The organism is Armatimonadota bacterium (genome assembly GCA_031459715.1).
GTDB classification, from domain to species: domain Bacteria; phylum Sysuimicrobiota; class Sysuimicrobiia; order Sysuimicrobiales; family Humicultoraceae; genus Humicultor; species Humicultor tengchongensis.
This window is the reverse complement of record JAVKIA010000019.1, coordinates 1-14,476: the sequence shown is the minus strand read 5'-3', so window position 1 is coordinate 14,476 and position 14,476 is coordinate 1. Positions and strand designations below refer to the sequence as shown.

Below are 14,476 nucleotides of genomic sequence, written 5' to 3'. Positions count from 1 at the left end.
TAGAGAGGAGAGCACATGCCCGAACCCTATGACCTGGTGGTCATCGGCGCAGGACCGGGCGGCTACGTGGGGGCCATCCGCGCCGCGCAGCTTGGACTGCGCACGGCGGTGGTGGAGCGGGACAAGGTGGGCGGCACCTGCCTGCACTACGGCTGCATCCCCACCAAGGCGCTGCTCTACGTGGCCGGGGTCCTGGACGAGCTGCGCCGGGGCCGGGACCTGGGGATCGCCACCGGTGACCTGGCTGTGGACCTGGCCGCGGTGCACGCCAGGAAGCGGCGCGTGGTGGAGAAACTCTACAAGGGCACCCAGTACCTGCTGCGCAAGAACCGGGTCGACGTCTTCCACGGGGAGGCCCGCTTCCTGAGCAGGACCGAGGTGGCGGTGGCCCTGGCGGACGGGTCGGAGACCGCGCTGCGGGGGAAGCACTTCATGATCGCCACCGGTTCCGCGCCACGAAGCGTCCCGGGGATTGCCATTGACAACCGGCGCATCATCGACAGCACCGCGGCGCTGGACCTGAAGGAGGTGCCGCGGGCCATCGCCATCCTGGGTGCCGGGCCGGTAGGGGTGGAGATGGCCAGCGTCTTCCGCGCCTTCGGAGCCGAGGTGACGCTGGTGGAGCTGCTGCCGACGCTGCTGCCTTTGGAGGACGAGGAGATCGGCCGGCAGCTGCAGCGGTCTTTCGAGCGGCGCGGGATCCAGGTGCACACGGAGTCGACGGCGGAGCGCGTCGAGTACCGCGGCGACGGGTTGGCCATCACCCTGCGCAAAGGCGACCAGACCACCACCATCGCCGCGGACTACCTGCTGGTGGCGGTGGGGCGGGCTCCGGTCTATCGGGAGCTGGCTGTGGAGGAGGCGGGGGTGGTGATCGAGCAGGGGGCGGTGCAGGTGGACGCGAACCTGCGCACGGCCACCCCGACCATCTTCGGCATCGGGGACGTCCTGGGGCGACCCTTCCGCCTGGCGCACGTGGCCTCCGAGGAGGCGGTGTTTGTGGCCGAGTCCATCGCCGGAGCCTCGCCTCCGTCCATCGACTACCAGGCCATCCCCCGGCCGACGTTCTCCATCCCCCAGGTGGCCACCATGGGGCTGAGCGAGCAGCAGGCCAGGGAGAGCGGCCGCGAGGTGAGGGTGGGGCGCTTCCCCTTCCAGGCCAACTCCAAGGCTACCATCGAGGACGCCACCGAGGGGCTGGTGAAGGTGGTGGCCGACGCCCGGGTGGGGGAGATTCTGGGCATACACATGGTCGGGTTCGGCGTCACGGAGCTGCTGGCGGAGGGCGTCGCGGTCAGATCCCTGGAGGGGACCGTCTATGAGCTGGGGCGCGCCGTGCACTCGCACCCCACCCTGGCCGAGGCGCTGAAGGAAGCGGCCCTGGACGCGCTGGGCCGGGCCATTCACATCTGACGGGGGGAGCCGTATGGTGTTGCACGAGACCAGGACTGCAGCCCGCCACGCAGCCCTGGGTCTGAGCGACCAGGACGTGCTGGACATGTACTACTACATCGCTCTGGCCCGGGCGCTGGACGACCGCATGTGGGTCCTGCAGCGGGCAGGCAAGGCCATGTTCGTCATCTCCGGGCCCGGGCACGAGGGCTGCCAGGTGGGAGCCATGTGGGCAATGGACCGGCAGCGTGACTGGTTCGTGCCCTTCTACCGGTCGGTGGCCGCCTGCCTGGTCAAGGGGATGACGCCCAGGGAGATGCTGCTGGGGCTGTTTGCCCGCGCCACCGACCCCAGCAGCGGCGGCCGCCAGATGCCCGGCCACTACAGCCACCCCCGCCTGAAGATCCTCTCCACCAGCAGCCCCGTGGGCACCCAGTACCCTCATGCTGTGGGCATCGCCTACGCGGCGAAGCTGCGCAGGACCGGCGAGATCACCATGGTGGCCATCGGTGACGGCGGTACCAGCCAGGGCGACTGGCACGAATCGTTGAACTGGGCGGGGATCTACAGGCTGCCGGTGATCTTCGTGGTGGAGAACAACTTCTATGCGATCTCCGTCCCGCTACGCAAGCAGGTAGCCGGGGAGAACATCGCCGCCCGTGCTGCCGGGTACGGAATGCCGGGTGTGGTGGCCGACGGCAGTGATGTGCTGGAGTGCTACCGCGTGGCCAAGGAGGCCCACGAGCGGGCCAGGCGCGGGGACGGCCCCACGCTCATCGAGTACCGCGTTCAGCGGCTGGGGTCGCACTCCAGCGACGACCAGCAGGAACGCTACCGCCCCAGGGAGGAGATCGAGGCTGCTCGCCAGCGCGATCCCCTGTTGACCTTCCGGGCCTATCTGGAGAGCGTCGGCCTGCTCACCGAAGAGCGCTATCAGGCTCTGATGGCCCGGATCAAGCGGGAGATCGACGAGGCCACCGACGCCGCCGAGGCCGAGCCGCTCCCCGATCCCGCCACTGCCGAGCAGCACCTGTTCGCCACGCAGCGGGACCCCGCGTTCTACGATCCCGACGGCCAGATCCCCGGGCCACACCCGCCGCATCCCTGGCTGTCTCCCGCCGGCAAGTGGGGGGGGTGAGGGCGATGCCTGAGCTGCGCTACGTCGATGCCCTGAACCAGGCCCACCACGAGGAGATGGCTCGAGACGAGCGCGTGGTTGTCCTGGGGGAGGATGTAGGCCGTAAAGGCGGCGTCTTCGGTGTGACCATGGGGTTGTACGAGAAGTTCGGAGAAGATCGGGTCATCGACAGCCCCCTGGCCGAGTCCTCCATCGCCGGGGTGGCCATCGGCATGGCCGCCAACGGCCTGCTGCCCATCGCCGAGTTCCAGTTTGCCGACTTCATCCACCCGGCCTTCAACCAGATCGTCAGCGAAGCGGCGCGGATGCGCTACCGTTCCAACGGCAGCTACGGCTGCCCGGTGGTCTTCCGTGCTCCCTACGGTGGCTCCCACGGCACGGCCCTCTATCACTCCCAGTCCGTCGAGTCCTTCTACGCCCACGTCCCGGGGCTGAAGGTGGTGGCGCCGTCTACCCCCTACGACGCCAAGGGCATGCTCAAGAGCGCGGTGCGTGACCCCGACCCCGTACTTTTCCTGGAGCACAAGCGCGCCTACCGGATTGTCCGGGGGGAGGTCCCCGAGGGGGACTACACGGTGCCCCTCGGCCCCGCGGCGGTGCGCCGTGAGGGCAGCGTCCTGTCCGTCTTCGCCTTCGGCTGGATGCTGCACGAGGCGCTGCGGGCGGCGGAGGTGGTGGCGGCAGAGGGCATCAGCGCCGAGGTGGTGGACGTGCGCTCGCTCAAGCCGCTGGACAAGAACACCATCCTGGCCTCCGTGGCCAAGACCAGCCGCGCGCTGATCGTTTACGAGGACAACCGGTTCTGCGGCTACGGCGCGGAGATCGCCGCCCTGATCGCCGAGGAGGCTTTCGACAGCCTGGACGCTCCGGTTATGCGCCTGGCCGGGCCCGACGTGCCCGGCATTCCCTACAGCAAGCCGCTGGAGGAGTGGTTCTACATCGACCAGGCCCGCATCGCCGCAGCCATGCGCCATCTGGCGGCCTACTGAGCCTTCCTGGACCGAGTTGTGTAGAATGGGACCATGACCCCGGGGGCCCGGCATGCCCGTTGAGATAAAGCTGCCCCAGCTAGGCGAGTCCACATTCGAGGGGACCATCGGCCGCTGGCTGAAGCAGCCCGGCGACCGGGTGGAGCGGTTTGAGCCTCTGGTCGAGATCATCACGGACAAGGTCAACGTGGAGATGCCCTCGCCCTATGGCGGCATCCTGAAAGAGATCCTGGTGCCTGAGGGTGAGACCAGGGAGGTGGGAACGCCCATCGCCCTGATGGAAGTCGAAGCGGCCGAGCCCGTGGCGGCGGGGGAACCCGTGGGGGCGGGGGCTGCGGGGCCCGTCCCCTCTGCGCCCCCGGCGGGTGCGCCGCCCCCGCGGCAGGCCGGTGCCAGGCTCTCCCCGCTGGTCCGCCGCCTGGCGGAAGAACACGGGATTCCCCTGGCCGAGGTGGAGCAGCTCCGCGGCAGCGGGGCGGGCGGGCGGGTCACCAAGGAGGACCTGCTCAGGTACGTGGCCCAGCGGGAGACTGCGCCGGCGGTGGTCTCCCCCGCCACGCCGCCGGCTGCCGCCCCTTCACCCGCAGGGCCGCCGGTGGCCCCCGCGCCGGCCGTCCCCACCCCCGCGGCTGCTCCCGGCGACCGGCTGCTCAAGCTCTCCCCGCTGCGACGCACCATTGCCCAGCGCATGGCCCAGTCCAAGCGGGAGATCCCGCATGCCTACGGCGTGATCGAGGTGGATATGACCGGGGTCGTGGACTGGCGGGAGAAGTACAAGGACGAGTGGCGGCAGCGTCACGGGGTGGCCCTCACCTACACCGCCTTCTTCGTGCGGGCCGCGGCGGAGGCGCTGCGCGCCTTCCCCGTGGTCAACTCCACCTGGACCGAGGAGGGCGTCCTGCTGCGGGGCCGGGTAAATATCGGCGTCGGGGTGGCCCTGGAGGACGGCCTGATCGTTCCGGTGATCAAGGACGCCGATCAGAAGTCGCTCCTGGGCATAGCCCGGGATCTGGAGGACCTCAGCCGCAGGGCCCGCGAGGGTAAGCTGACCCTGGAGGACGTGGAGGGCGGGACGTTCACCATCACCAATCCCGGCATCTTCGGCTCGATCTGGTCGATGCCCATCATCCTCCCCGGCCAGGCGGCCATCCTGGCCACCGATGCCATTGTCAGGCGGCCGGTGGTGGTCGGGGGTCGCGGCGACGGGCGGGGCGAAGCGGCACCCTGGGGTGAGGCCATCGCCATCCGCTCCATCATGCACCTGGGGCTCTCCTTCGACCACCGTGTCTTTGACGGCGCGGTGGCCGACCGGTTCCTAAACCACATCAAGGCCCGGCTGGAAGGCTTCCGGGGCGGCCAGGCCGCGGTCACGGACCTGTAACCATGGCCCTCGCTCCCGGTGAAACTCGTTCCCTCCCGCCACCCCAGGTCTCGCCTTCCGTCCCTCCGCTTGATGGGGCGCGCCGGCCTGCATGGCTCAAAGTCCGGCTGCCTGGGGGTGGCGCCTACCAGGACCTGGTGGGCATCATGCGCACGCAGACCCTGCACACCGTCTGCGAGGAGGCGCGCTGCCCCAACATCGGCGAGTGCTGGGGGCGCCGCACCGCCACCTTCCTCATCCTGGGCAACCTGTGCACCCGCAACTGCGCCTACTGCGCCATCGCCCACGGGCTGCCCACCGAGCTGGACGTGCAGGAGCCGGAGCGGGTCGCCCGCGCCGTGGCGGCCATGGGGCTGCGTCACGCCGTGATCACCTCGGTGAACCGCGACGACCTGAGAGACGGCGGCGCCGGCATCTACGCCCGGACCATCCGCAGTATCCGGGAAATCTTCCCCGGCTGCACCGTGGAGGTGCTGGTCCCCGACTTCAAGGGAGACGCCGCCGCGCTGCGCACCGTGCTGGAGGCCGACCCGGAGATTCTCGGCCACAACATCGAGAGCGTCCGCCGGGTGTTCAAGGTGGTGCGCCACGGCGGCAGCTACGACCGCTCCCTGGAGCTGCTGCGTCGGGTGAAGGAGTGGGGGTACACCTGCTTCACCAAGAGCGGGATCATCCTGGGGATGGGGGAGACCTGGGAGGAACTGCTGCAGACCATGGAAGACCTGCGGGCCGTCGACGTTGACATCCTGACGCTGGGGCAGTACCTGCGGCCAGGGCCCGGGTACCATCCCATCGACCGCTACTACACGCCGGAGGAGTTCCGCAGCCTCCGTGACGAAGGGCTGCGCCGCGGCTTCAAGTACGTCGAGTCCGGCCCGCTGGTGCGCTCGAGTTACCACGCCGACGAGCAGGCCCGGGCGGTGCTGGCCTACCGGAGCGGATCGCGGGGAGGCATCCCGGGCTGACGGCGGCGCCAGGCCGGACCCTGCCCCGGCACCGGGAGGCCGCCCCGAATCCGGAGACTCCCTTTCCTTCCCTTTGACGGGACGAGGGGCGCCATGCGAGCATTGAGTTCAGTAGCCGTGCCGGCGCAGCGCGGGGCAGGCCCTCCCACGGCAGCGCCAGGCACTCCCTCCCACCTGTGGATCGAGCACGGCAGACGATAGCAGGGGGTGATCTTCATGAGGACGCGGTCTCTGCTGGTCGCGGCTGTCATCGTGGTCGTGGCAGCCGTCGTCGTGGTGCTGGTTGCCCGCACACGGGCACCGGCGCCCGCGGTGATCCGCATCGGCCTGAACGCCGAGCTCACCGGAGGCATCCCGGTGGTGGGCGCCTCCTGCAAGAACGGCGCCGAGCTGGCCGTGGCGGAGGTGAACACCGCCGGCGGACTGGACGTGGGCGGCCGGAAGTACCGGGTGGAGCTGCTGGTGGAGGACAACGAGGACAAGGCCGAGTCCGCCGCCGCGGCAGCCCACAAGCTGAATACCGCCGGCGTGCTGCTCATGATCGGGCCCAACGCCAGCCGCAACGCCATCCCGGCTGCGGAGGTGGCCGAGTCGGCCAAACTGCCCATGATCAGCCCCTGGTCCACCGCGGTGAAGACCACCATCGACGCCGCCACCGGCCAGCCCAAGAAGTTCGTCTTCCGCGCCGCCTTCATAGACGACTTCCAGGGAGTGGTGGCGGCCAAGTTCGCCCTGCAGGAACTGAAGACCACCAAGCCCGCGGTGCTCTACGACGTGGCCTCCGAGTACAACAAAGGCATTGCCGAGGTGTACAAGAAGACCATCGAGGCTGCCGGCGTCTCCGTGGTCGCCTTCGAGACCTACACCACCGGCGACAAGGACTTCTCCTCTCAGCTCACCAAGATCCGCGCGGCGGGCGCTGACTCCCTCTTCCTGCCCAACTACTACAGCGAGGTACCCCTGCAGGTGCAGCAGGCGCGCCGCCTGGGTTTTGCCGGCGTCATCTTCGGCAGCGACTCCTGGGGCAACCTGGAGCTGATTACCCTGTGCGGCAAGGACTGCGAGGGCCTGTACTTCACCACCCACTACGCCACCGACATCGCCACGCCCAAGGCTCAGGCCTTCATCAAGGCCTACGAGAGCAAGTACGGCAAGACCCCCGACGACGTGGCGGCGCTGACCTACGACTCCTTCGGCCTGGCCTTCCAGGCCATCCGGGCCGCGGGGCGGCTGGACCGCCAGGCGGTGCGGGACGCGCTGGCCGGCATCACCCAGTACGAGGGGGTGACCGGCGTGATGCAGTTCAAGGGGACCGGGGATCCGGTGAAGAGCGCAGTGATCATCCAGATCAGGGAGGGTAAGTTCCGCTATCACTCCACCGCGCAGCCTTAAGGGAAGACGCGGGGGCTCTCCCGTCCGGCGCAGCCGGCCGGGGGAGCCCCCGGCCGTGCGGGGGGGAAGATAGGCGGGGGCCGTGGGCCTGGCCGTTCAGTACCTTCTCAACGCTCTGCAGGTGGGCAGCGTCTACGCGCTCATCGCCCTGGGCTACACCATGGTCTACGGCATCCTCACCATGATCAACTTCGCCCACGGGGACATCTTCATGGTCAGCACCTATATCGCGTTCTTCGTGGGGGTGGCCCTGCTGGGCTCGACACTGCACCTGGGGGCGGTCCCGGTGTTCCTGGCCACACTGCTGGCGGCGGTGCTGGGGACGGCCACGCTGGCGGCGGTGATCGAGCGCGTGGCCTACAAGCCGCTGCGCCAGGCGCCGCGGGTCTCTGCGGTGATCACCGCTCTGGGCGTGGGGCTGTTCCTGGAGAACTTCACCCTGGCCACCATCGGGCCCGAGCCCCGGTTCCTCCCACCTCTGGTGCCGGTGGGGCGTATCGTCCTGGGCGGCGTGGTCATCTCTACCGTCCAGGCCCAGACCATCGTCCTCTCGGCGCTGGTGATGCTGCTGCTGGATGCCATCGTGCGCCGGACCATGACGGGGATGGCCATGCGCGCGGTCTCCTGGGACAAGTTCACCGCACCGCTGATGGGCGTCCCGGTGGACCGGATCATCACCCTGACCTTCGCCCTGGGGGCGTCCATTGCCGCCGTGGGCGGAGTCCTCTACGGAATGGCCTACACCATCGATCCCTACATGGGCATCCGTATCGGCTGGTGGGCCTTCATCTCCGCGGTGGTGGGGGGCATCGGGAACATCCGCGGGGCGATGATCGGCGGCTACATCCTGGGGGCTGTGGAGATCTTCACCCCCATCCTCCTGCCGTCGACCTACCGGGACTTCGTCGCCTTCTCCCTGCTGCTGGTCTTCCTGATCTTCCGGCCGACGGGCATCCTGGGCCGTCCGGTGGCCATGAAGGTGTGACCGTCGGTGCGGCGCTGGCGCGGATTCCTTATCGCCCTGTCCTTTCTGCCCCTGGCGGTGCTCCTGCCGCGGTGGGGGCTGCTCAACCTCTACCAGCAACAGGTCCTGATGTACGTGGGGATCAACATCATCCTCACCGCCAGCCTCAACCTGGTCAACGGGTACATGGGGGAGTTCTCGGTGGGGCACGCCGCCTTCATGGCCGTGGGCGCCTACGGGGCCTCCCTGATGACCCTGTGGGTCTTCCCCCGGGAGTGGGGGACGCTGGTCTTCCCCCTGGCCGTGGTGGTGGGCGGCCTGGCCGCCTCCCTGGCCGGCCTGGTGGTGGCCGTCCCCTCGTTCAAGACGCGTGGCGACTACCTGGCCATCGTCACCCTGGCCTTCAACATGATCGTGAAGAGCGTGCTGGAGAACATCGAGGCCGTGGGCGGGCCGCGGGGCCTGATGGGCATGCCCCGGCTGACCAGCGTCGCCTGGGTGTACGTCTGGGTGGTGCTCACCCTGTTCGTCCTGCGCAACTACATCTACTCCAACTTCGGCCGGGGGACGCAGGCTATCCGGGAGGACGAGACCGCCGCAGCGCTGGTCAGCGTGAACACCCGCCAGGTCAAGGTCATGACCTTCATGCTCTCCTCGTTCTTCGCCGGAGTGGCCGGCGGGCTGTTCGCCCACGTCCTCCAGTTCATCAACCCCCGCTCCTTCGGTATCCTCAAGTCCACAGACGTGCTGGTCATGGTGTACCTGGGGGGCATCGGCAGCCTCACCGGGTCTGTGCTGGGGGCGGCGACCTTCACCGTGGTCCTGGAGCTGCTGCGGCCGCTGCAGGTCTGGCGGTGGGTGATCGGGCCGCTGCTGCTGGTGCTGCTGATGATCTTCCGCCCGCGGGGCATGATGGGCCTGCGGGAAGTGAAGGTTCTCGTACCGCCCGAGGAGCGTCCGGAAGGGATCCAGGCGGCGCTGGCTCAGGCAGCCGCAGACCCGGGGCGGGGGGCAGGCGCGCGGGCTCCAGAAGCGACGGTGGTCCCTGCGGGGATGAGCCCTGCAGCGGCCGAGCCGCAACGGCCCGCGGCTGCCGGGCTTCCGGTCCCGGTCCCCGCCGCCGGCGGCCAGCCCCTGCTGGCCGTGCGCGGACTGACCCACTACTTCGACGGGTTGCGCGCGGTCTGGGACTTCAACCTGGAGGTCTTTCCGGGAGAGATTGTGGGCATCATCGGACCCAACGGTGCTGGCAAGACCACGGTGTTCAACCTGATCACCGGAGTCTACCGACCCACCTCCGGCAGTATCGTCTTCCGGGGACGCGAGCTGGTGGGCCGGCCGGCTCACGAGATCATCCGCAGAGGGATTGCCCGGACATTCCAGACTATCCGGCTGTTCAAGGATCTCTCCGTGCTGGACAACGTACGCATCGCCCGCTATGCCCGGGTGAGCTATCCGCTGTGGGCAGCCGCGCTGGGCAGCGGGGGTGTGCAGCGTGCGGAGGAGGAGGTCCGCCGCCGGGCGCTGGAACTGCTGGAGGTGTTCCACCTGGGCCGCTACGCGGACATCCCGGCCAGCGGCCTGCCCTATGGAGAACAGCGGCGCCTGGAGGTCGCCCGGGCCCTGGCCTGCGAGCCCGTCCTGCTCCTGCTGGACGAGCCGGCAGCAGGGATGAACCCCAGCGAGATCGACTCGCTGCTGCACCACATCCGCTGGGTGCGGGAACGGTTCGGGCTGACCGTGGTCCTGATCGAGCACCAGATGCGCGTGGTCATGGGGATCTGCGAGCGCATAACGGTGCTGGACTTCGGGGCCACCATCGCCGAGGGCTCCCCGGCGGAGATCCAGCGCCACCCCAGGGTGATCGAGGCATACCTGGGCGAGGCGGTGGCCTGATGGGCGGCGCGTTCCCGCTGCTTTGGGTGGAGGACCTGTGGGTCTCCTACGGGAACATCCGCGCCGTCCAGGGTATCTCCCTGCGTGTGGAGGAGGGGCAGGTGGTCACCCTCATCGGCGCCAACGGTGCGGGCAAGTCCAGCACCCTGCGGGCTATCTCCGGGCTGGTGCCCGTGGAACGGGGGCGCATCGTTTACGCCGGATCGGACCTGAAGGGGGTGCCGGCCCACCAGATCGTCGAGCGGGGCATCGCCCACGTCCCCGAAGGCCGGGGGATCTTCGCCAACCTCACCGTCCTGGAGAACCTGCGCCTGGCCACCTGGGGGCGACGGGATGCGGCGGGAGTGGCCGCCGACCTGGAGCGGGTCTTCACCATCCTGCCCAGGCTGGCCGAGCGGCGCCACCAGCTGGCGGCCACGCTCTCGGGTGGGGAGCAGCAGATGCTGGCCCTGGGTCGGGCGCTGATGCGCCGCGCCCGGCTCATGCTCCTGGACGAGCCGTCCATGGGGCTGGCCCCGGTGCTGGTGCGTAACATCTTCGACGTCCTGGCCCAGATCAGCGCCGGAGGCACCACCATCCTGCTGGTGGAGCAGAACGCCCACATGGCCCTGCGGGTGGCGCACTACGCCTACGTGCTGGAGACCGGTACCATTGCCCTGGAGGGGCCGCCGGCGCAGCTGGTGGCCGACGAGCGGGTGCGCCGGGCCTACCTGGGTGGCTGAGGGTTCGCCCGGACGGCACGCGTGCACCGTCCGGGCGTCGTGGCGGTGCGCGGGAATCTCCACCGGGCTGCATCTGGTGGCGAAAGGAGCGTGAACCGTGTCAGGGCTCGCCTACGTCAACGGTGCCATCAGCAGCATCGAGGAGGCCCGCGTCTCGGTGGAGGACCGCGGGCTGCAGTTCGGGGACAGCGTCTACGAGGTCGTCCACTTCGAGCGCGGCAGGTACTTCCGCCTCGGACCCCACCTGGAGCGGCTGGCCCGCAGCCTGCAGGCCATCGACCTGGCCCCCCCGCTGCCCCTGGCCGAGATCGCCGAAGAGGCGCAGCGGCTGCTGGCCACCTCCGGCCTGACCCAGGGCGTCCTCTACATCCAGGTCACCCGGGGGACCGCTGCGAGGCAGCACGCCTTCCCCCGGGGGGCGCGGCCCACGCTGATCATGACCCTGCGGGAGGCCCCGCCACCGGATGAGGGACTCGCCACCCGGGGCGCACGCCTCATCACCCACCCGGACCTGCGCTGGGCGCGCTGTGACATCAAGACCACCGCGCTGCTGGCCAACGTGCTGGCGCGGGAGCAGGCGGCGCGGGCGGGAGCGGAGGAGGCGCTGCTGTACAGGCCGGAGGGAACCATCACCGAGTGCACCGCGGCCAATTTCTTTGCGGTGATCGACGGGGTGGTGCGGACCCACCCCGCAGACACCTGGATTCTGCAGGGGGTGACCCGCGCCGCCGTGCTGGACCTCTGCCGCGCCCTGGAGATCCCCTGTCGCGAGGTAGCGCTGCGCCTGAGCGACCTCCCGGCGGCCGCGGAGGCCTTCATAACCAGCACCGGAATCCAGGTCCTCCCGGTGGGGCAGATCGACCAGGAATGGCGCCGCGCTCCCGGAGAGGTGACCGCCAGGCTGCGACAGGCTTACCGCGAACTGGTGCAGCGGGAGACCGGCGTTCCTTGACACCGCTTTCCGGCGTCTGTCATTGTAGTCTCTGCGAAAGATGAGCACGCAGGTGCAGAATCGACAGGCCCCACTGCTCTCTCGAGAGCAGATGGACCGCTACTCTCGCCAGATCATCCTGCAGGAGGTGGGCCTGGCCGGGCAGCGGCGCCTGATGGAGAGCCGCGTCCTGGTGGTGGGCGCCGGCGGCCTGGGCAGCCCGGCCGCACTCTACCTGGCGGCGGCCGGCGTGGGCACCATCGGCATCGTGGATGGGGACCGCGTTGAGCTCAACAACCTGCACCGCCAGATCCTGCACGTTACGGGGGACCTGGGCCGGCCCAAGACTCAGTCGGCCGCGCGCACGCTGCAGGCCCTCAACCCCGATGTGCGGGTCGTCCCGTTCCAGACCACGCTTAGCTCGGAGAACGCGCTGGAGATCATCCGGGACTTCGACCTGGTCATTAACGGCAGCGACAACTTCCCCACCCGCTACCTGGTCAACGATGCCTGCGTCTTCCTCAAGAAGCCCCTGGTCGATGCCAGCATCCTGAGGTGGGAGGGGCAGGCCACGACGTATCTGCCGGGGTATGGGTGCTACCGGTGCCTCTTCCCCACGCCGCCGCCGCCGGGGGTCGTCCCCTCCTGCGCCGAGGGCGGCATCCTGGGAGCGCTGGCCGGCTTCATGGGCACGCTGCAGGCCACCGAGGCAGTGAAGGTGCTTCTGGGCTGCGGGCGGACGCTGGTCAACCGCCTCCTCCTGTTCGACGCGCTGGAGAATGAGTTTCGCGTCGTCCGCTGGGCCCGCAATCCCCACTGCCCGGTCTGCGGCGACCACCCCACCATCACCGCGCTGATCGACTACGAGGCCTTCTGCGGCCTGCCCGGGCGGCACGCTGCCCCAGCCGGCGACGGCGAGGTGGTCCCCGAGGTCGAACCCGAGGAAGCCTACCGCCTGCTGCAGGAGGGAGCGCAGTTGATCGATGTGCGCGAACCGTGGGAGTGGGTGCTGGCCCGCATTCCCGGCGCCGTGCTCATCCCCAAGGGGGAGGTGTCGCAGCGGCTGACGGAGATCGACCCGCAGCGTCCGGTCCTGGTCCACTGCGCCGTCGGCTCGCGCAGCGCGGAGGTGGTCCGGCTGCTGCGCGGCGCCGGGTACAGGGAGGCGTTGAACCTCCGCGGCGGTATCATTGAGTGGATGAACCAGCAGCTTCCCGTGGAGACGGGGGACGGGTAACCCCGTTTGCGCCAGGCGGTCCTGAAATCCCCGCGCGTGATCACCATTGAGGAGCGGCCGGTGCCGCGTCCTGGTCCGGGCGAGGTATTGCTGCGCGTGCGCGCGGCGCTCACCTGCGGCACCGACCTGAAGACGTACCGTCGCGGGCATCCCCGCCTGCCGGCGGGCCCCTTCGGGCACGAGTGCGCCGGCGATGTGGTGGCCGTGGGCTCCGGTGTGGATGGGGTCGCCCCCGGCGATGCGGTCATGCTGGTGCCCACGGCGCCCTGCGGCACCTGCCGCGCCTGCCGTGCCGGGGCGGAGAACCACTGTGAGCGCCTGTTCCGGGACATCGTCCTGGGCGCCTACGCCGACTACCTGCTGATTTCCCCTGCGGTGGTGGCGCGCCACCTGTTGCCCAAGCCGGCGGACCTCTCTTACATCGAGGCGGCCTTCCTGGAGCCTCTGGCCTGCGTCCTCCACGGGTGGCGGCGGCTGGGGCTGTCCGTCCCATCCACCGTGGCGGTGGTGGGCCTGGGGGCCATCGGCCTGCTGCAGGTGCTGACCGGCCGGGTCCTGGGGCACCGCATCGCCGCGGTGGGACGGCGCCCGGAGCGGCTGCGGCTGGCGGCGGAGCTTGGCGGGGCACCGGTGGAGATCGAGCAGGGGGAGATTCCCCTGCAGGTGGAGGACGCTCTGGGGGCGCGCCCTGACGTGGTGGTGGAGTCCACCGGGACCGACCACATCTGGGAGCAGGCGCCGGAATGGGTGCGCCCCGGCGGGAAGGTCCTGCTCTTCGGCGGGCTGGCCGGCGGCAGCCGGGTCACCTTCGACGCCGCGCTGTTGCACTACGGCGAGGTGGACCTGGTGAGCGCGTTTCACTACACGCCTGCCGACGTCACCGAGGCCTACCACTGGCTCGCCGGGAGGCGCATCGACGTCCGGCCCATCATCAGCGCCGTGCGCCCCCTGGACGAGATCGTCGGCGTTTTCCAGGAGCTGGACCGCGGTGGTCCGGTGAAGGTGGCCATCATGCCCGAGGCGGCGGAGTGGTGCTGACGCTACCCGCCGCGACCCGCGCCGCCGTCTTCCACGGCCCGGACGACCTCCGGCTGGAGACCGTCCCCCTGCGCGCCCCAGGCCCGGGGGAGGCACTGGTGCGCATCCGTGCCTGCGGGCTGTGCAGCAGCGAAACGCTGGCCTGGTATATGAGGCGCAAGGCTCCGCTGGTGCTGGGGCACGAGCCGGTGGGCGAGGTGGTGGCTGCTGGCGAGGGGGTGGCCCTGGAGCCGGGTGCACGGGTTTTCGTTCACCACCACGCGCCCTGCCTGCGCTGTCGCGCCTGCCGCCGGGGCCAGTACGTGCACTGTCCCGCCTGGCAGCGCACGCGCCTTACGCCCGGCGGCCTGTGCGAGTATGCGCTGGTCCCTGCGGAGATCACCGCCGCCGACATGCTGGCCCTTCCCCCGGGGGTCGGCGACGAGGCGGGG

The 14,476-nt window shown here is 69.8% G+C and carries 12 protein-coding genes and 1 pseudogene; all 13 read left to right on the top strand.

Annotated elements, in window-relative coordinates; translation table 11 throughout:
• Positions 1-15 precede the first annotated feature (15 nt).
• Complete coding sequence (gene lpdA, locus QN152_08440) at positions 16-1,413, top strand: dihydrolipoyl dehydrogenase (protein ID MDR7539539.1); 1,398 nt, start codon at positions 16-18, stop codon at positions 1,411-1,413.
• A gap of 13 nt (positions 1,414-1,426) precedes the next feature.
• Entirely contained in the window at positions 1,427-2,530 is a 1,104-nt protein-coding gene (locus tag QN152_08435; GenBank protein MDR7539538.1) for a thiamine pyrophosphate-dependent dehydrogenase E1 component subunit alpha, read from the top strand.
• 5 nt (positions 2,531-2,535) lie between these two features.
• On the top strand, positions 2,536-3,519 hold the full coding sequence (locus QN152_08430) for an alpha-ketoacid dehydrogenase subunit beta (protein ID MDR7539537.1): 984 nt from the start codon (positions 2,536-2,538) through the stop codon (positions 3,517-3,519).
• Positions 3,520-3,571: 52 nt separating this feature from the next.
• Positions 3,572-4,900 carry a dihydrolipoamide acetyltransferase family protein gene (locus tag QN152_08425; protein ID MDR7539536.1) on the top strand — a complete coding sequence of 443 codons (1,329 nt, stop codon included), beginning with the start codon at positions 3,572-3,574 and terminating at the stop codon, positions 4,898-4,900.
• A gap of 80 nt (positions 4,901-4,980) precedes the next feature.
• Positions 4,981-5,865 (top strand): annotated as a pseudogene (lipA, locus tag QN152_08420) (lipoyl synthase).
• A gap of 216 nt (positions 5,866-6,081) precedes the next feature.
• Positions 6,082-7,257: an ABC transporter substrate-binding protein gene (locus QN152_08415; protein MDR7539535.1), complete on the top strand. Its 1,176-nt coding sequence runs from the start codon at positions 6,082-6,084 to the stop codon at positions 7,255-7,257.
• An 82-nt stretch (positions 7,258-7,339) separates the two neighbouring features.
• Positions 7,340-8,242 (top strand): branched-chain amino acid ABC transporter permease, encoded by a 903-nt coding sequence (locus QN152_08410; protein ID MDR7539534.1) that lies wholly within the window; start codon positions 7,340-7,342, stop codon positions 8,240-8,242.
• A 6-nt stretch (positions 8,243-8,248) separates the two neighbouring features.
• Positions 8,249-10,117 carry a branched-chain amino acid ABC transporter ATP-binding protein/permease gene (locus tag QN152_08405; protein ID MDR7539533.1) on the top strand — a complete coding sequence of 623 codons (1,869 nt, stop codon included), beginning with the start codon at positions 8,249-8,251 and terminating at the stop codon, positions 10,115-10,117.
• Positions 10,117-10,839, top strand: coding sequence for an ABC transporter ATP-binding protein (locus tag QN152_08400; GenBank protein ID MDR7539532.1), 723 nt, complete (start codon positions 10,117-10,119; stop codon positions 10,837-10,839). The genes QN152_08405 and QN152_08400 overlap by 1 nt, the downstream gene beginning before the upstream one ends.
• Positions 10,840-10,936: 97 nt before the next feature.
• Positions 10,937-11,791, top strand: coding sequence for a D-amino acid aminotransferase (locus QN152_08395; protein MDR7539531.1), 855 nt, complete (start codon positions 10,937-10,939; stop codon positions 11,789-11,791).
• A 40-nt stretch (positions 11,792-11,831) separates the two neighbouring features.
• The gene (moeB, locus tag QN152_08390; GenBank protein MDR7539530.1) at positions 11,832-13,007 is read left to right on the top strand and encodes a molybdopterin-synthase adenylyltransferase MoeB; all 1,176 of its coding nucleotides are present in this window, start codon (positions 11,832-11,834) and stop codon (positions 13,005-13,007) included.
• A gap of 60 nt (positions 13,008-13,067) precedes the next feature.
• On the top strand, positions 13,068-14,045 hold the full coding sequence (locus QN152_08385; GenBank protein MDR7539529.1) for an alcohol dehydrogenase catalytic domain-containing protein: 978 nt from the start codon (positions 13,068-13,070) through the stop codon (positions 14,043-14,045).
• Positions 14,039-14,476 (top strand): alcohol dehydrogenase catalytic domain-containing protein (locus QN152_08380; GenBank protein ID MDR7539528.1); only part of this gene is annotated, 438 nt, incomplete at its 3' end. The genes QN152_08385 and QN152_08380, both read left to right, overlap by 7 nt.

Excerpts from the sequence above, each read along its gene's own strand:
- QN152_08400 (MDR7539532.1), top strand. The coding sequence starts at position 10,117 with ATGGGCGGCGCGTTCCCGCTGCTTTGGGTGGAGGACCTGTGGGTCTCC.
- QN152_08425 (MDR7539536.1), top strand. The coding sequence starts at position 3,572 with ATGCCCGTTGAGATAAAGCTGCCCCAGCTAGGCGAGTCCACATTCGAG.
- lpdA (MDR7539539.1), top strand. The coding sequence starts at position 16 with ATGCCCGAACCCTATGACCTGGTGGTCATCGGCGCAGGACCGGGCGGC.
- QN152_08430 (MDR7539537.1), top strand. The coding sequence starts at position 2,536 with ATGCCTGAGCTGCGCTACGTCGATGCCCTGAACCAGGCCCACCACGAG.
- QN152_08435 (MDR7539538.1), top strand. The coding sequence starts at position 1,427 with ATGGTGTTGCACGAGACCAGGACTGCAGCCCGCCACGCAGCCCTGGGT.
- moeB (MDR7539530.1), top strand. The coding sequence starts at position 11,832 with ATGAGCACGCAGGTGCAGAATCGACAGGCCCCACTGCTCTCTCGAGAG.
- QN152_08415 (MDR7539535.1), top strand. The coding sequence starts at position 6,082 with ATGAGGACGCGGTCTCTGCTGGTCGCGGCTGTCATCGTGGTCGTGGCA.